The sequence below is a fragment of the Luteibacter sp. HAY1-4A genome (assembly GCF_056755355.1).
The window spans coordinates 14,966-31,427 of the sequence record NZ_JBNDHZ010000051.1 but is presented as its reverse complement, the minus strand read 5'-3'; the positions used below and the strand labels follow the sequence as shown (position 1 = coordinate 31,427).

General features: G+C 66.0%; 15 protein-coding genes and 3 tRNA genes. 11 read left to right on the top strand and 7 right to left on the bottom strand.

The genetic code is table 11. The annotated features are described in order from the left end of the window. Positions 1 to 9 precede the first annotated feature (9 nt). On the bottom strand, positions 10 to 639 hold the full coding sequence (imuA, locus tag ACPYOD_RS15745; protein ID WP_481302656.1) for a translesion DNA synthesis-associated protein ImuA: 630 nt from the start codon (positions 637 to 639) through the stop codon (positions 10 to 12). 2 nt (positions 640 to 641) lie between these two features. Next, positions 642 to 1,268, bottom strand: coding sequence for a transcriptional repressor LexA (lexA, locus tag ACPYOD_RS15740; protein ID WP_481302655.1), 627 nt, complete (start codon positions 1,266 to 1,268; stop codon positions 642 to 644). 106 nt (positions 1,269 to 1,374) lie between these two features. On the opposite strand from lexA, the gene ACPYOD_RS15735 reads away from it, so the two are divergent. The 3 genes from ACPYOD_RS15735 to ACPYOD_RS15725 are packed head-to-tail and all read left to right on the top strand — an operon-like array spanning position 1,375 to position 3,900. After that, positions 1,375 to 2,493 (top strand): MFS transporter, encoded by a 1,119-nt coding sequence (locus tag ACPYOD_RS15735; protein ID WP_481302654.1) that lies wholly within the window; start codon positions 1,375 to 1,377, stop codon positions 2,491 to 2,493. 19 nt (positions 2,494 to 2,512) lie between these two features. Beyond that, the gene (locus tag ACPYOD_RS15730) at positions 2,513 to 3,133 is read left to right on the top strand and encodes an HAD family hydrolase (protein WP_481302653.1); all 621 of its coding nucleotides are present in this window, start codon (positions 2,513 to 2,515) and stop codon (positions 3,131 to 3,133) included. Beyond that, positions 3,130 to 3,900 carry a DeoR/GlpR family DNA-binding transcription regulator gene (locus ACPYOD_RS15725; RefSeq protein WP_481302652.1) on the top strand — a complete coding sequence of 257 codons (771 nt, stop codon included), beginning with the start codon at positions 3,130 to 3,132 and terminating at the stop codon, positions 3,898 to 3,900. Before ACPYOD_RS15730 ends, ACPYOD_RS15725 begins: the two co-directional genes overlap by 4 nt. 102 nt (positions 3,901 to 4,002) lie before the next feature. On the opposite strand, the gene ppsA is transcribed toward ACPYOD_RS15725, so the two are convergent. Beyond that, positions 4,003 to 6,375: a phosphoenolpyruvate synthase gene (ppsA, locus tag ACPYOD_RS15720; RefSeq protein ID WP_481302651.1), complete on the bottom strand. Its 2,373-nt coding sequence runs from the start codon at positions 6,373 to 6,375 to the stop codon at positions 4,003 to 4,005. 186 nt (positions 6,376 to 6,561) lie between these two features. Between ppsA and ppsR the strand changes: the two genes are divergently transcribed. Together ppsR and ACPYOD_RS15710 are read left to right on the top strand one after the other, a co-directional pair. Then, positions 6,562 to 7,377 (top strand): posphoenolpyruvate synthetase regulatory kinase/phosphorylase PpsR, encoded by an 816-nt coding sequence (gene ppsR, locus ACPYOD_RS15715; RefSeq protein WP_481302650.1) that lies wholly within the window; start codon positions 6,562 to 6,564, stop codon positions 7,375 to 7,377. Positions 7,378 to 7,408: 31 nt separating this feature from the next. Then, positions 7,409 to 7,870 (top strand): DUF1249 domain-containing protein, encoded by a 462-nt coding sequence (locus ACPYOD_RS15710; RefSeq protein WP_481302649.1) that lies wholly within the window; start codon positions 7,409 to 7,411, stop codon positions 7,868 to 7,870. Positions 7,871 to 8,031: 161 nt separating this feature from the next. On the opposite strand, the gene ACPYOD_RS15705 is transcribed toward ACPYOD_RS15710, so the two are convergent. From ACPYOD_RS15705 to ACPYOD_RS15695, 3 genes are all read right to left on the bottom strand, one after another. Then, positions 8,032 to 8,108 (bottom strand) — tRNA-Asp (locus ACPYOD_RS15705). 77 nt (positions 8,109 to 8,185) lie between these two features. Then, a tRNA-Glu gene (locus tag ACPYOD_RS15700) sits at positions 8,186 to 8,261 on the bottom strand. Between the two features lie 11 nt (positions 8,262 to 8,272). Continuing rightward, positions 8,273 to 8,348, bottom strand: a tRNA-Ala gene (locus ACPYOD_RS15695). A 149-nt stretch (positions 8,349 to 8,497) separates the two neighbouring features. On the opposite strand from ACPYOD_RS15695, the gene ACPYOD_RS15690 reads away from it, so the two are divergent. From ACPYOD_RS15690 to ACPYOD_RS15670, 5 genes are all read left to right on the top strand, one after another. Continuing rightward, positions 8,498 to 10,258, top strand: coding sequence for a cation:proton antiporter (locus ACPYOD_RS15690; protein ID WP_481302648.1), 1,761 nt, complete (start codon positions 8,498 to 8,500; stop codon positions 10,256 to 10,258). A gap of 164 nt (positions 10,259 to 10,422) precedes the next feature. Continuing rightward, positions 10,423 to 11,190: an FKBP-type peptidyl-prolyl cis-trans isomerase gene (locus tag ACPYOD_RS15685; protein ID WP_481302647.1), complete on the top strand. Its 768-nt coding sequence runs from the start codon at positions 10,423 to 10,425 to the stop codon at positions 11,188 to 11,190. A 152-nt stretch (positions 11,191 to 11,342) separates the two neighbouring features. After that, complete coding sequence (locus tag ACPYOD_RS15680; protein WP_481302646.1) at positions 11,343 to 12,692, top strand: UDP-glucose dehydrogenase family protein; 1,350 nt, start codon at positions 11,343 to 11,345, stop codon at positions 12,690 to 12,692. After that, on the top strand, positions 12,685 to 12,897 hold the full coding sequence (locus ACPYOD_RS15675; protein ID WP_481302645.1) for a SlyX family protein: 213 nt from the start codon (positions 12,685 to 12,687) through the stop codon (positions 12,895 to 12,897). The genes ACPYOD_RS15680 and ACPYOD_RS15675 overlap by 8 nt, the downstream gene beginning before the upstream one ends. A gap of 21 nt (positions 12,898 to 12,918) precedes the next feature. Next, positions 12,919 to 13,665, top strand: a complete 747-nt coding sequence (locus ACPYOD_RS15670; RefSeq protein ID WP_481302644.1) for a DUF2058 family protein — start codon at positions 12,919 to 12,921, stop codon at positions 13,663 to 13,665. A gap of 92 nt (positions 13,666 to 13,757) precedes the next feature. Here the strand turns inward: ACPYOD_RS15670 and ACPYOD_RS15665 are convergent, their stop codons facing one another. Then, positions 13,758 to 15,815 (bottom strand): 3-hydroxyacyl-CoA dehydrogenase NAD-binding domain-containing protein, encoded by a 2,058-nt coding sequence (locus ACPYOD_RS15665; RefSeq protein ID WP_481302643.1) that lies wholly within the window; start codon positions 15,813 to 15,815, stop codon positions 13,758 to 13,760. Positions 15,816 to 15,908: 93 nt separating this feature from the next. Here ACPYOD_RS15665 and ACPYOD_RS15660 point away from each other — a divergent pair, with 93 nt between their 5' ends. Further along, positions 15,909 to 16,454, top strand: a complete 546-nt coding sequence (locus ACPYOD_RS15660; protein ID WP_481302642.1) for a hypothetical protein — start codon at positions 15,909 to 15,911, stop codon at positions 16,452 to 16,454. The last annotated feature ends 8 nt before the right edge of the window (positions 16,455 to 16,462 follow it).

The window sequence follows — 16,462 nt, the reverse complement described above, 5'->3', positions numbered from 1 at the left end:
AGGCTTCCATCAGGCCCGCATGCGCAGCAGCGGAGCGGTGGTGGTCAACAGACCCCGCGACTTGAGCACATCCACGTAGGTGGCTTCGTCGCTGTTGCTGACCTTGAGGCGGAGCGCGGCCGGGCTGTTCTGCGCGGCATGCTCGGCGGAACGGAAGAGCATGGCGCAGGCATCGCCGCTTTCGGCGGCCAGTTGCAGCCGGCGCAGGCTGCGGTAGTCGATGTCGGGCAGCCAGCCGACCACCGCGCCGCAGCAGCCCGAACGCAGGCACTGTTCCATGCTCCACGCGGCCTCGGTGCTACCGGCATGGATTTCATGCAGGAAGCGCAGGTCGACACCGGCCGCCGCGAGCGCAGGCGCATAGGGCAGGTAAGGCGGTGCCACGAAGATCACCCGGCGGTGTTCCTGGGTAAGCGCGGCAAGCGCGGGCATCACCAGGTCCAGTTCGCCCAGGCCATCGTGTTCGTACAGGATCTCGCTGAGCGCACCCTGCGGCCAGCCGCCGCCGGGAAGCTTCGCGTCCAGCGAGGTCCAGCCCGTGGCCAGGGCGCGCACGCGCGGCTGGCGGTCGGCTGACCGGCGCCAGATACCGGGATGGTCGAGCACCTGGGCGAGGGGCGTTGAGACGATGGCGTTCATGGTCAGGTCCTGCGGATGATGCCGACGTAACGCCCTTCGATGGCGAACGCATGGCGACGTGGGTCGACTTCGATGGGATCGAAGTCGGGGTTTTCGGGCAGCAACAGGAGACGGTCGCGCTCGTGCTTCAGGCGCTTCACGGTGACTTCGTCGTCGAGACGGGCGACGACGATCTGGCCGTCGTTCGCCGTAGCGGTCTTGTGCACGGCGAGCAGGTCGCCGTCGAGGATGCCGGCGTCGCGCATGCTCATGCCCACCACGCGGAGGAGGTAGTCGGCGCGCGGACGGAACAGCGCGGGGTCGACCTCGAGCTGCGCTTCGATGTTCTCTTCGGCCAGGATGGGCGAGCCCGCGGCCACGCGGCCGATCAGCGGCAGGTCGTTCGCGGCGGCGATGCCCCGGTAGCCGGTGTCGCCCGCGGGCAGGCGCAGACCACGGTGCTGCGGCGAGCGCTCCAGCACGCCCTTCTTCACGAGCGACTCCACGCATGCCTGGGCGGAGCTGTGGCTGGAGAAGCCCAGGGCCTCGGCGATTTCGCGCAGCGTGGGAGGAAGGCCCTGGCTCTGCAGGTATTCCCGCAGGAAGGCGAGGGTCTTTTGCTGACGCTCTGTAAGGGAAGGTGTCGACATGCGTACATTTGTACAGAGGTGCGAGCGACGATGCAAGAGGAAAACTATTTGCACGTTGTTGCACGATTTCGTACAGTAATGCGCATTCGTTCCCGAAAGGAAGCCTATGCATCCCGCCCGCGCCACCCGACTCATTTTCCTGCTCTCCGGCATCGGCATGGCCAGCTGGGCACCCATGGTTCCCTACGCGAAAGCCAGGCTGGGGCTGGACGAAGCCACGCTCGGCCTCGTGCTGCTGTGCATGGGCTGCGGTGCCGTGATGGCGATGCCCCTCGCGGGTTTCCTCACCCACCGCTACGGCAATCGCGACGTGATCGGTGTCAGCGCCTTGCTGGTATGCGTGGCGTTGCCATTGCTGACGATCGCGCCGGATGCGTATTGGCTGGGCGGGGCGCTATGGTTCTTCGGTGCATCGCTGGGCGTCGTCGACGTGGCCATGAATGCGCACGCGGTGGATGTCGAGAAACAGGCGGGCAAGCCGATGATGTCGGGCTTCCATGGCCTCTTCAGCGTGGGCGGCCTGGTCGGTTCGGCAGGCATGGCCGCATTGCTGAAAGCCGGCATGCCGCTTACCAGTGGCGCGCTGGCCGTGTCGGGCGGCCTGCTCGCGATCGTCGCCACGCAGTGGCGGCATTTCATCGTCCGCCTGCACGACACGGACGAAAAGCATTCCATCTTCCGTCTTCCCTCCGCCGCGGTGCTCCTGCTCGGCTTCCTCTGTCTCGTGGTGTTCCTCGCCGAGGGCGCCATGCTGGACTGGAGTGCGGTGTTCCTGCGTTACTCGCGTGGCTTCGATCCGTCGCTCGCCGGCCTGGGCTATGCGGCTTTCTCCATCGCCATGGCATGCGGACGCCTCCTGGGCGATCGCATCACCGCCTGGGTGGGACCGGTGACGATCGTTCGCGGCGGCGCCTTCCTCGCCGCCTTGGGCTTCTTCCTCGCCACGATGCTGCCGTGGGGACCCACGGCCCTCATGGGTTTCGTCCTGGTGGGCATGGGCGCGTCGAACATCGTGCCTGTCCTGTTCAGTGCGGCGGGCCGCCAGCCGCGAACCTCGCCCGGCATCGCCATCGCCACAGTCACGTCGCTGGGCTATGCGGGCATGCTCGCCGGGCCCGCGGCCATCGGATTCGTCGCCCAGCACAGCAGCCTCTCCAGCGCCCTCGCGGGCGTGGCGGTGCTGCTCGTCGTCGTCTCGGCCTGCGCATCCATCGCGCGGCGTTAAACGTTCCAAGGAGCCAACCATGCACAGCAAGCGCGATGTCGTGATCTTCGATTTCGGCGGGGTCCTCATCGACTGGAACCCGCGTTACCTCTATCGCAAGCTGTTCGGCGACGACGAAGCGGCGATGGAAACGTTCCTCGCGGAAGTCACCACGCCGGAATGGAACCTGCAACAGGACGCGGGCCGTTCGTGGGACGAAGCGGTTCGCCTCCTCACGGCGGAACATCCGACCAAGGCCGACCTCATCGCGGCCTACCAGCATCGCTGGGAAGAAACGCTCGGCGGCCCCATCGACGACAGCCTGCACATCCTGCGCGAACTGAAGGAAGCGGGACACCCGCTCTACGGGCTCACCAACTGGTCGCAGGAAACCTTCCCCGTGGCGATCGAGCGCTTCGACTTCCTCGCGCTGTTAGACGGCATCGTCGTGTCGGGCCAGGAGGGCATGGTGAAGCCCAACCCGAAACTCTACGAAACCCTGCTCGAGCGCTACGACATCGATCCGGCCCGCGCCGTCTTCATCGACGACAACGCGGTGAACGTGGAAGCCGCGGAAGCCCTCGGCATCCATGGCATTCACTTCCATAACCCCGCGCAGCTCCGCTCCGAACTGGTGGAACTGGGTTTCCTTCCGCGATGAACGCCACGCCCGATACGACGCTGCCACGAGAGCGGCAGCAGCTGATCCTCGAACGGCTGGGCCGCGACGGCAAGGTCGTGGCCGCGGACCTCGCCCACGAGTTCCGCGTGTCGGAAGACTCCATACGCCGCGACCTTCGCGACCTGGCTTCGCAAGGGCTGTGCCGTCGCGTGTACGGCGGTGCGCTGCTCATGCAGCACGTGGCGCCCCTGGACGAACGGCACCGCGAGCGTGCGGAACTTAAGCGCGCCCTCGCGCGCGTCGCGGCCGGGCTGGTCGGGGAAGGGCAGATCCTGTTCGTCGACGCCGGTTCTACCAACACCGCGCTCGCCAAGGCACTGCCGGACCATCGCGACCTCACCGTGGTGACCAACGCACCGGACGTGGCGATGGCCGTGCTAGGGCGTCCCGGTTTCGAGGTGATCCTGCTGGGCGGGCACGTGGACGCGCGGATAGGCGGTGCGATCGGCTCGCGCACGGTGCGGCAGGCGCAGGACATCCGCGCCGACCTCTGTTTTCCCGGCGTATGCGCGATCGATCCGGAGCGTGGGTTGTGGACCTACGACGAGGAGGAAACCGTGTTCAAGCAGGCGATCATCGAGGCCAGCGGCGAAACGGTGGCGATCGCCACGCCCGACAAATTGGTGGCTTCGGCCACGCACCACACGGCGCCCGTGACGGCGATCGCCCACCTCGTAGTGCCCGCCGATACCGATGCGGTGCTGCTCGCGCGCTATCGCGCGGCAGGCGTGGCCGTGCACATGTAAACGGCCTTGTGTGGGAGCCGCTTCAGCGGCGATGGGTGCTCGCGGCAAGCTTGCTCGCTGCCGCGAGATCGCCGCTGAAGCGGCTCCCACAGGTCTGCTGCGTCAGCCGGCCTTTTTCTTCGCCAGGCGCAGCCACGTATCCACAACGGTATCCGGATTCAGCGACATCGACTCGATGCCCTGTTCCATCAGCCACTCGGCAAGGTCGGGATGGTCCGACGGACCCTGGCCGCAGATGCCCACGTACTTGCCTTTCTCGCGTGCCGTACGAATGGCCATGGCCAGCAGCTTCTTCACCGCCGCGTCGCGCTCGTCGAACAGGTGGGCGACGATGCTGGAATCGCGGTCGAGGCCGAGGGTGAGCTGGGTGAGGTCGTTCGAACCGATCGAGAAGCCGTCGAAGATGTCGAGGAACTCGTCCGCCAGCAGGGCGTTCGAAGGTACCTCGCACATCATGATGACCTTCAGGTCGTGCTCGCCCTGGACCAGGCCGTTCTGGCGCAGCACCTCGACGACCTTGCGGCCTTCGTCGAGCGTGCGCACGAAGGGGATCATCACCCAGACGTTGGTGAGGCCCATGGTCTCGCGCACGTACTTCACGGCCTTGCACTCCAGCGCGAAGGACGCGGCGAAACCCGGATCGACGTAACGGCTGGCGCCGCGGTAGCCGATCATGGGGTTTTCTTCATGCGGCTCGTAACGGGAGCCACCGAGCAGGCCGGCGTATTCGTTCGACTTGAAGTCGGACAGGCGCACGATCACCGGCTTCGGGTACACGGAGGCAGCGATGGTGGCAATGCCTTCCCCGAGGCGGTCGACATAGAACGACACCGGATCCTTGTAGCCCGCGATGCGCGCGTCGATGCGTGCCTTCGTTTCGGCGTCCTGCTTCGCGTATTCCAGCAGCGCCTTCGGATGCACGCCGATGTGGCTGGCGATGATCATCTCGAGGCGGGCGAGGCCGATGCCGGCGTTGGGCAGCATGCCGAAGTCGAACGCGCGCTCCGGGTTCGCCACGTTCATCATGATCTTCAGCGGGGCCTCGGGCATGGCGCCCAGGTCGGCCGTGATGCGATCGAATTTCAGCACGCCTTCGTAGATCGTGCCCGTGTCGCCTTCGGCGCAGGACACGGTGACGTCCGCACCGTCGGGAATGGCGTCGAGAGCGTTACCGCAACCGACCACCGCCGGTACCCCGAGCTCGCGCGCGATGATGGCGGCGTGGCAGGTGCGGCCACCGCGATTCGTGACGATGGCCGCGGCGCGCTTCATCACGGGCTCCCAGTCGGGATCGGTCATGTCGGCCACGAGCACGTCGCCGGGCTGCACCTTGTTCATGTCGGAAAGCGAACGGATGACGCGCGCCTTGCCGGCGCCGATCTTCTGGCCGATGGCACGGCCTTCGGTCAGCACCTTGCCCTTTTCGCCGAGCTGGAAGCGCTCGAGGGTGGTGGCGTGCGAGCGCGACTTCACCGTTTCCGGGCGGGCCTGCACGATGTACAGCTTGCCGGTGTGGCCGTCCTTCGCCCATTCGATATCCATCGGACGACCGTAGTGCTTCTCGATGACGAGGGCCTGGCGCGACAGTTCTTCCACATCGGCATCGTCGATGCAGAAACGGTGGCGGTCCTGCACCGGCGTTTCCTCGATGCGCACGCGCTCGCCAGGCTGGTCGGAATACACCATGCGCTGCTGTTTCGCGCCGAGGCTGCGGCGGAGCACCGCCGGCTTGCCTTCGCGCAGGGTGGGCTTGAACACGTAGAACTCGTCGGGGTTCACGGCACCCTGCACGACCATCTCGCCGAGGCCGTAGGAACCGGTCACGAACACCACGTCGCGGAAACCGGATTCGGTGTCGAGGGTGAACAGCACGCCGGAGGCACCGACGTCGGAGCGGACCATCAACTGCACGCCCGCGGAGAGGAAGACGTCCTCGTGCTTGAAGCCCTGGTGCACGCGGTAGGCGATGGCGCGGTCGTTGTACAGCGAGGCGAAGACTTCCTTCACCTTGTGCAGCACGTCGTCGATACCGACCACGTTGAGGAAGGTTTCCTGCTGGCCCGCGAACGAGGCATCGGGAAGGTCTTCCGCGGTGGCGGAGGAACGCACGGCCACGGCGATGTCGGTGGCGCCGGCATCCTTGCAGAGCTTGATGTAAGCCTCGCGAATGGCCTGCTCGAGGTCGGCGGGCAGGGCGGTGTCGACGATCCAGCCGCGGATCTCCTTGCCGCCGCGGGTCAGTTCGTCCACGTCGTCCACGTCGAGGGTGGAGAGGCGCTCGGCGATGCGCTTCGCGAGGCCGCTCTTTTCGAGGTAGGTCTGGAAGGCGTCGGCCGTGGTGGCGAAACCGCCCGGCACGGAGACACCCAGTTTCGCCAGGTTGCCGATCATCTCGCCAAGGGAGGCGTTCTTGCCGCCCACCTTGCCCAGGTCGGTCATGCGTAGCGCGTCGAGCCAGAGTACCAGGTCGCTCAAAGGGAAATCCTCACATCGGTTCGTCGGATCGGCCGCGGGCCGCGCTGGAAAATCCGTTTATTGTCGTGGGGCGGTCCACGCGGAAACAAGGCGCGACGCACAAACGTTCAGGGATCATGCGGGGTAGATCGTTAGGAAGGCGTCTTGAGATAAGGTTGACCCATGGACCACGCAGGGAAACGCCCGATGCGCCGCACCGTGTTCTTCATCTCCGACTCCACCGGCATTACGGCCGAAACCATCGGCAACAGCATGCTGGCCCAGTTCGAGGGCGTTCAGTTCGATACCCACCGGCTGCCTTTCATCGACAACCCCGCCAAGGCCGAAGCCGCCTGCCTGCGGATCAAGACCAAATATGCGCAGGACGGGCAGCGTCCCATCGTGGTGAACACCATGACGTCCCGGAACCTGTGCGACATCGTGGCGGGCAGCGGGGCGCTGATGCTCGACGTGTTCGCTCCGTTCATCGAGCCGCTCGAGGCCGAACTGGGCGCGAAGCAGTCGGGCGCCGTGAACCGCTCCCATGGCCTGGTGGATTTCGAACGCTACGAGGCCCGCATCGAGGCCACCAACTACGCCCTGGCCCATGATGACGGCCTGGACGTGGACTACAATCAGGCCGACGTGGTGCTGGTGGGCGTGTCCCGCTCGGGCAAAACGCCCACCTGCCTCTACATGGCCTTGCATTACGGCGTCTGTGCCGCCAATTACCCCCTCACGGACGACGACCTCGACAAGCTGGAACTGCCGACACGTCTCCGCCCTTATCGCAGCCGGTTGTTCGGGCTCACCATCGACCCCGTCCGCCTGGCGCAGATACGCGAGCAGCGCCGTCCCGGCAGCCGCTACGCCACGTTGAAACAATGCCGTTGGGAACTGGAGCAGGCCGACAGGCTGATGCGACGGGAAAACATACCGGTTCTCAACACCACGCACACGTCGATCGAGGAAATTTCGAGCAAGATCTTCGAGTACCTCGGTATCGAGCGACACATGTATTAGACGAACCCCTTACGGAGCCTTTGCCTCGCCCATGACTGCCGTCATCGAACGCCCAACCGCCCTCATCCCAGGACGCTTCGAGTTCCTGATGGGCCTCTATGCGGAGAACTACCACCGCCTGGCGCGGCTGTTCGCACCGCAGCGTCTGGCGCCCGGGCGTTATGTTTCGGACGTGGACGACGGGCTGAAGGTCTTGCTGGAAATCCAGGAAAAACACCCGTACACGCTCGAACTCGAGCTCACCTACGACTTCCTCGACGAGACCACGGGCCAGCCGTCGCCGTCGGCCCAGTTGCGCATGTACACCGACGCGCACGTGGCGGAGGCGATGCATTGCCATCCGGGCCGCAAGCTCACGCACGTGCTGGGGCCGTTCCCGCCGGCACACACCGTGCTGCAGCACCGCCTGCGCATGAACGGCTTCCTCAGCCGCTGGCTGGAATACCTGGCGGAGCAGGGGCATTCGATCGGCACGCTGGAGCGAGTCGAATAGAAGCGACCTTGTGGGAGCCGCTTCAGCGGCGATGGGTGCTCGCGACACGACTGCCCGCTGCCGCGGGATCGCCGCTGAAGCGGCTCCCACAACAAGCCGGGCAATCCACGGATTTCAGGCAAAAAAAATCCGCCATCTGGCGGATTCTTCTTTGGAAGTAATGGCGGAGCGGACGGGACTCGAACCCGCGACCTCCGGCGTGACAGGCCAGCATTCTAACCGACTGAACTACCGCTCCACACTACGTTCCAAGCTTTCCCAAACGCTACCAACTTCCTGCTTCTTCCTTGACACACTCTCCGGCGGACCGGAAAGTGGCGTCCCCACGGGGATTCGAACCCCGGTCGCCACCGTGAAAGGGTGATGTCCTAGGCCTCTAGACGATGGGGACGTACTAGAAGTTGGTGGAGCCAGCCGGGATCGAACCGGCGACCTCCTGCATGCCATGCAGGCGCTCTCCCAGCTGAGCTATGGCCCCCTTGGGAGCCGCAAAGATTACGGCCGGGGCTCGATGCCGTCAAGCATTCATTACACTTTTTTTGAATTTTCTTTCGACGATTCGAGAATGCCGAGGCCCGGATGAGGGGGCACGGGTTAACCTGTCGGCACATATCGACAGGGAACCGCATGCACGGCATCACCTTCATCCAGGACCTGGCCACGGTGATGCTCGTGGCCGGCCTCACCACGGTGCTTTTCCAGCGCCTTCGGCAGCCTGTCGTGCTCGGCTACATCATCGCCGGCATGGTCGTCGGTCCGCACACGCTGCCGGTGATCTTCATCCACGACGAGGAAACCATCCGCACGCTGTCGGAGCTGGGCATGATCCTGCTCCTCTTCGCACTGGGCCTCGAATTCAGTCTCAAGAAGCTGCGCGCGGTCGGCGGCGCCGCGCTGGTGGCGGCGTTCGCCGAAATCGTGCTGATGGTGTGGATCGGTTACGAGATCGGCCGTTTCTTCGGCTGGTCGGCCATGGACTCGCTGTTCCTGGGCGCGATGCTTTCCATTTCCTCCACCACCATCATCATGAAGGCGCTCGAGGACCTGGGGCTGAAGCGCGAGCGCTTCGCGCAGCTCATGTTCGGCATCCTCATCGTCGAAGACCTGCTGGCCATCGTGCTCATGGCGCTGCTCACGGGTATCGCGAGTACGGGCGGCGTCGCGGCGGGCGAGGCCCTGGCGGCGGTCGGCCGGCTCGGACTGTTCATGGCGGTGTCGCTGGTGGTGGGCCTGCTGCTGATTCCGCGCGTGGTCGACTACATCGCAAGGGTGAGCCGCAACGACGTGCTGCTGGTCGCGGTGCTCGGCATCTGCTTCGGTTTCTGCCTGCTCGTGACCGAACTGGGCTACAGCGTGGCGCTCGGCGCCTTCATGATCGGCGCGATCGTGGCCGAGTCGGAAAGCGTGGCGCGCATCGAGCGCATCGTGACGCCTGTGCGCGACATGTTCAGCGCGGTGTTCTTCGTGGCCATCGGCATGCTGATCGATCCGGACCTCCTGCTCGAGTACGCGTGGCCGATCACGGTGGTCACCGTGGCCGTGGTGCTGGGCAAGGTGATCACCTGCAGTTTCGGCAGTTTCGTTGCCGGCAACGACGGACGCACCTCGCTGCGCGTGGGCATGGGCCTGGCGCAGATCGGCGAGTTCTCGTTCGTCATCGCTTCGCTCGGGCTAACCCTCAAGGTGACCAGCGGCTTCCTCTATCCCGTGGCCGTGGCGGTTTCCGCAATCACGACCTTCCTCACGCCCTACCTGATCCGTTCGTCCGATCCGCTGGCGGGGTTCCTGGCCAGGGTGCTGCCGAAACGCGTCACGGGGGTCTTCGGCGCCTATACGGAATGGATGGGCAGCCTGGGCCTGCAAGGGCAGGGCGCCATCGTCATGAAGATGATCCGCCGCCTGGTCTGGCACGTGATCATCAACACGGCGCTGGTGGTGGCTGTATTCATCATCGTGGCCTTCGCCTATCGCCGCGGGTTCCTCCACCTGGACCTCCTGAGCGACCAGCCCACCGTGCGCCGCAGCCTCGCGTGGTCGATGGCGGCCCTGCTGTCCCTGCCGATGATCGTGGCCACCTACAGGAAGGCGGGCGCCCTGGGCATGCTTCTTGCCGAATTGTCCATTCCCGACCGCTTCGGCGCGCGGACTTTCCGGATCCGCTCCGTCCTCGGCAGGATCATCCCCCTGGCCGCCATGGCCGTGATGGGCCTCCTGGTGGCCGCGCTTGCCTCCACGATCCTGCCTCCGAGGGAGGTGGCGCTCGTGCTGGTTCTGGTGGGCGTAGGGCTCACCTGGCTGCTCTGGCGGGTGCTGGTCCAGGTCCACGCCCGGCTGCAGGCCGCCATCCGGGACACCCTCGAAAAGCCCGGGCAGGACCATCCGGAGTGACGTGGGTCGCAATCCATGAAAGATTCCTGAACTTTTCGTGTGAAAGCCTGTCTCTCGCCCCGTCATTGCAAGCTGGGCGCGAACCACCGCACAATGGCGTTTCCGCCTCCACAAGGAGGTGTACCGGCGGCGTCGCCGAATCTTTCCAAGAGAGGGAGTATCGAATGAAGCACTTTTTGCGTCCCACGATGACGGCCGTCGCCCTGGCGGTTGCGCTGGGTACGGCTGCGGGCGCATCCGCCCAGGCCGCCAAGCCGGCTGCCTCCGCGGCACCGGTCGACAAACAGAAGGCCAGCTACGTCGTGGGTTGGGACCTTGCCAGCTCGCTTCCGCCGCTCGTGGCGAAGGAAGTCGATGCCGCCACGGTCGCCAAGGCCCTGCAGGCTGCCCTTTCGGGCCAGAAGCCGACCATGTCGGAAGCCGAAGCCAAGTCCGTTCGCGAAGCGTTCGTCGCCCAGCTGAAGGTCAAGGCCGAAGCCGAGTACAACAAGGTCGCCTCGCAGAACAAGCAGGAAGGCGACGCTTTCCTCGCCAAGAACAAGAGCGCCCCTGGCGTGAAGGTCACGGCGTCGGGCCTGCAGTACCAGGTCGTCCAGGCCGGTACCGGCCAGCGTCCGGGTCCTAACGACACGGTCACCATCAACTACACCGGCACCTTCGTGAACGGCGAGAAGTTCGACTCCTCGGCCGACCACCAGCCGGCCGGCCCGGCGAAGATTCCTCTCGCCGCGGTGATCCCGGGCTTCCGCGAAGGCCTGCAGCTGATGCAGACGGGCGGCAAGTACAAGCTGTTCATTCCGTCCAGCATCGCCTACGGTGCCAAGCCGGAAAACGGCTTCCCGCCGAATGCGACGATCATCTTCGACGTCGAACTGCTCAAGACGGAAGCGACCCCGGCTGGCAAGGCTCCGGCGGCCGACGGCGGCAAGTAAGCAAACGCGTCTTCGGACGTATCGAAAGGGCGCGGAGCGATCCGCGCCCTTTTTTGTGCCCGATCCTGTAGGAAAGCGAATCGGTTTGCTGCGGTTGGGCGGCGGGATACAATCGACCGTTACGACACGACGTCGAACGCATCGGGAGCCCCATGAAAGTCACGATATTCGGCACCGGCTACGTAGGCCTCGTCACCGGCGCCTGCCTCGCCGAGATGGGCAACCACGTGGTCTGCGTCGACGTCGACACGAAAAAGGTCGAGCGGCTGGAGAACGGCGAGATTCCCATCTTCGAGCCGGGCCTCGAGCCGATGGTGGTACGCAACCACGCGGAAGGCCGCCTGGCCTTCACCACCGACGCCGCGCCGGCCATCGCCCATGGCGAGATCGTCTTCATCGCCGTCGGCACGCCGCCCGACGAAGACGGCAGCGCCGACCTGCAGTATGTGCTGGCCGTGGCGAAAACCATCGGCGACCACATCGATCGCTACACCGTGGTGGTGAACAAGTCGACCGTTCCGGTCGGCACGGCCGATCGTGTGCGTGCGGCCGTGGCGGAGCGCCTGAAGGCGCGCGGCGTCGACGTTCCCTTCGATGTCGTGTCGAATCCCGAATTCCTGAAGGAAGGCGACGCGGTGGAAGACTGCCTGCGTCCCGACCGCATCATCGTCGGCGCCTCCAGCCAGAAGGCCATCGGCGTGCTGCGCAAGCTCTATGCGCCGTTCAACCGCAACCACGATCGCATGGTGGTGATGGACGAGCGCTCGGCCGAGCTGACCAAATACGCGGCGAACGCGATGCTCGCGACGAAGATCAGCTTCATGAACGAGATTGCGAACATCGCCGAGCATGTCGGTGCCGACGTGGAACTCGTGCGCCAGGGCATCGGCGCCGATCCGCGCATCGGCTACCACTTCATCTATCCCGGCGCGGGCTACGGTGGTTCGTGCTTCCCGAAAGACGTGCAGGCGCTCGCGCGCACGGCGCATTCGGTCGGCTACGACGCCCGGTTGCTTGGCGCGGTGGAAGCCGTGAACGACGCACAGAAGTCGCGTCTGTTCGCACTGCTGTCCAAGCATTTCGACGGCAAGCTGAAAGGACTTACGGTCGCCGTGTGGGGCCTGGCATTCAAGCCCAACACCGACGACATGCGCGAGGCGTCGAGCCGCCGGTTGATGGAGCAACTGTGGGACGCCGGTGCGCGCGTGCGCGCCTTCGATCCGGAAGCCGCGGATGAAGCGCGCCGCCTCTACGGCGAGCGCGACGACTTCGTGCTTGTCGAGCGACCCTACGACGCCCTGGAAGGGGCCGACGCCCTGGTCATCGTCACGGAGTGGAAGGCTTTCCGCAGTCCGGACTTCGCCTGGGTGAAGTCGTTGCTCGGCACGCCGGTGATCGTCGATGGCCGCAACCTGTACGATCCGGCTGCCGTCGAAGAAGCCGGCATCGCCTATTACGGCATCGGCCGTGGCCGCAGCCTGACCGGACGCGAACATGGGTGACGTCGACGAGCGCCTGACGGAGCTGGAGGTGCGCCTCGCCTTCGTCGACGACACGGTCAACGGTCTTTCGTCGGCGGACGTGGAAATCGCCCGCCGGCTCGACCTGCTGGAGCGAGCCGTGCGCGACCTGCGCTCGGACCTCGTGAACATGCGAGCGGGGCTCGGTAGCGATCCTGCGACCGAACCCCCGCCGCCGCACTACTGAGTACTAGAACGAGCCCTACCGATGGCAGAGTCACTGCGCGACCAGTTGTTGAAGAGTGGCCTCGTGAAGGAAATTCCCGAGGAGAAAAGGAAGTCCGCGCCACCCTCGCGCCAGGGTGGTGGCGGCTCGACCAGCGGTCAGCCGTATGCCGGCAACCGGCCGAAGCAGGGCAAGCCGCAAGGCGGCCGGCCCGGGCAGGGTGATCGGCCAGGGCACGGCGGTCGACCAGGGCAGGGCGACCGGTCAGGACACGGCGGCCGGCCAAACCAGGGCGGCGGCCCGCACGCCGGCGCGAAGGCTGGACAGGCCGGGCGCCCGCATCAGGGCGGCAAGGCCCAAGGCGCGCAGCCGCGCAAGGACGGCGAGATCGATCTTGCCAAGGCCTATGCCATCCGTGCGCAAAAGGAGGCCGCGGAGCGCAAGCAGGCGGAAGCCGAGGCCGCCGAGCAGGCTCGTCTGCGCAAGGAAAAGAAGCGCAAGGTCGAAGAACTGCTGAAAGGCAAATCGCTGAACCTCGCCGACGCCGATCAGGTGCGGCACTTCCCGTATGGCGAAAAAATCCGTCGCGTATACGTCGATGCGACGCAGCTCGCCGCGTTGAACGCGGGCGAGTTGGGCGTCGTGCAGCAGGGCGGGCGTTATCTGGTCGTCGAGAAGGCGGTGATCGAGGAACTGCGCGGCATCGCGCCGGAATTCATCGCACTGCTGGTCGATCCGAACGCGGCGAATGAGTCCGACGACGGCGTTCCCGACGACCTGATGTGGTGATGGCGCTCATGTGGGAGCCGGCTTTGCCGGCGATCCCGTGGCAGCGGGAAAGCTGCCGCGAGTGCCATCGCCGCTGAAGCGGCTCCCACAAATCAGGCGGCGGGCGCCGAAAGCTCCGGGTTGTCCCAGCCTTCCTTTTTCGCGAAGCGCGCGCCGTGCTTCTGCTCGAGCTTCGCCAGGCGCTCGCGCACCACGGCCACGCCTTCGCTGCGCACGTACTGGATGGGGCCGCCGCGGAACGGGGCAAAGCCCGTGCCGAAGATGACGCCGGCATCGAGCAGGTCGGCATCGTCCACCACGTTTTCCGCGAGACATGCGATGGCTTCGTTCACCATCGGCAGGATCATGCGGTCCTGGATGTCGGCGGGCGGAACGTAATCCGGATCGACTTCCGGTTTGTCCGGCTTGCCGTCCTTCCAGACGTACAGGCCTTCGCCATCCTTCTTGCCACGCTTGTTCGCGGCAATTTTTTCCTCGAGGCCTTGCGGAACTTCCAGGCCCAGGAACGGCGCGAGTTCGCGGCCGACCGAGGCGCAGACGTCGAGTCCCACCGTGTCGGCGAGTTCGATCGGTCCCATCGGCATGCCGAACTTCTTCGCTTCTCGGTCCAGCACCGGCCCCGGCACGCCTTCGTTGTACAGGCGCATGGCTTCCATGAGGTAAGGCATGAGGATGCGGTTGACGAGGAAGCCCGGCGTGCCCTTCACCGGCACCGGAAGCTTGCCGATCGCCTTGCAGAAGGCGAGGGCGCGCTTTTCGATGGCCGGGTCGAGCGCGTCGTGGCGCACCACTTCCACCAGGGGCATCTGCGCCACCGGGTTGAAGAAATGCAGGCCGAGGAAGCGCTGCGGCGCCTTCAGCCCCTGGCGCAGTTCGTCCAGCGGAATGGAAGACGTGTTGCTGGCCAGGATCTCGTCGGCCTGGAACTGTGGCTCGATGGCGGCGTACAGCGCGTGCTTCGCTTCGGGGTTCTCGAAGATGGCCTCGATGGCGAGATCGGCATCGGCGACGCCGCGGCCCTCCACGTCGGCACGCAGGCGGCCCATGGCGGCTTCGACTTTCGCCGGCGCCCTGAGCTTCTTCTCGAACAGGCCGCGTGCACGCGCGATGGCGGGCTCGACGAAACGTGCCTCGCGGTCTTGCAGCGTGACTTCGAAACCCTTGAGGGCGGACCACGCGGCGATGTCGCCGCCCATGGTGCCCGCACCCACGACATGCACGTGCGAGATGCCGTGGTCGACGCCGCCGCCGAGTCCTTTCAGGCGCTCTTGCAGGAAGAAGATGCGGATGAGGTTGCGCGCGGTCGGTGTCGTAGCGAGCTTCGCCACCGACTTCGCCTCGAGCCGAAGCCTCTGCTGAATGCTGGGACCACCGCGCGCCCAGGTGTCGATGAGCGCGAACGGTGCCGGGTAATGTTCCTTCCGCACCTTGGCGGCGGTCTGCTTGCGAACCATGGGTGCGAGCACGGCGCGGGCGAGGAGGGTGTTCGTGGCCCAGCCCTTCGCCCGCAGCGCGAACGGACGCGCGACAGGACGGCGGGCGAGCTCACGCGCTTCGGCAAGCAGTTCGTCGGGGCGGGCAAGGCGATCGACCAGTCCTACGGCCTTGGCGCGCCGCGCGTTGAACGGTTTGCCGGTGAGCATGGCCGGCAGCGCGTCGGGCGCACCGATGAGGCGCGGAAGGCGCGCACTGCCGCCCCAGCCGGGGTGGATGCCCAGCATCACTTCCGGGAGGCCGATCTTCGTGGCATCGTCGTCGGCGGCAATGCGCAGGCGACAGGCCAGCGCCAGTTCGGTGCCGCCGCCCATGCAGGCGCCGTGGATGGCCGCGACGGTCGGACAAGGCAGGCGGGCGAGGTTTTCGAACACTCGCTGCCCGTTCTCGATGTTCTCGAGCACGGTGCCGGTCTGCGCGTATTCGACGAACTCGCGGATGTCAGCGCCCACCGCGAAGCCCATGGGCTTCGCGGAATGGATGACGACGCCGCGCGGGGCCTCGATGGCGAGCCTTTCGACGAGGGTGTCCAGTTCGTCCAGCACCTCGCGCGACAGCGCGTTCGCGCTGGTGCCCTCGCGGTCGAGCGTAAGGACGACGATCCCGTCGTCGCCCTCGCTGGTCTTCCAGTGCTTGAATCGAAGTCCTTCGAACATGGCGGATCGTGCGGTGGCGGATGAGCACACCACCTTACCTTCCCCCCGGGCCGAATGCGAGATACCCCACCGTACGGTGGGCCGGATGCGCCCATGACGGCGCTGGCGTGCGGACCGGCAATGGGCGGATACTTCGCGCTCGCCAGGCCGCCCGACCCGTACATGGATTCCAGCGTAGGAAACGATATCTTCGACCGCATCCTGTCGGCCTCGGGCCCGCTGGTGGCGCTCAAGACGAACGACACCGGCCTGCTGGTGGAGCAGTTCCGCCTGGTGGCGCGGCGCACGGGGCAGGCGGTGTACCTGTGGCGCCACGGCGAAGGCCTTGCGAGCCTGCGCGACGCACAGATGCGCGTGCCCGGCTGCCAGCGCCTGGGCGACGCCCTGCGCTACATCCTGCAGAGCCTGCACTTCGGCGTGTACCTCCTCGACATGCCTCCCGGCGTGCCCAGCGCCACCGACGGTGCGCTTTTACGGCAACTTTCGCGCACGCAGACCGGGCATGTGCGCCGCGTGGTCCTGCTCGGCGCAAGCCCCAGCTTGCTGGCCACGTTCGAAAACGACGTGGCCAGCATCGACGCCGACTGGCAGGCGCGCGCCGCGGCGCCGCGGCTGCGCGACGGCCGCTGGATCGTCTGAGCGATGGG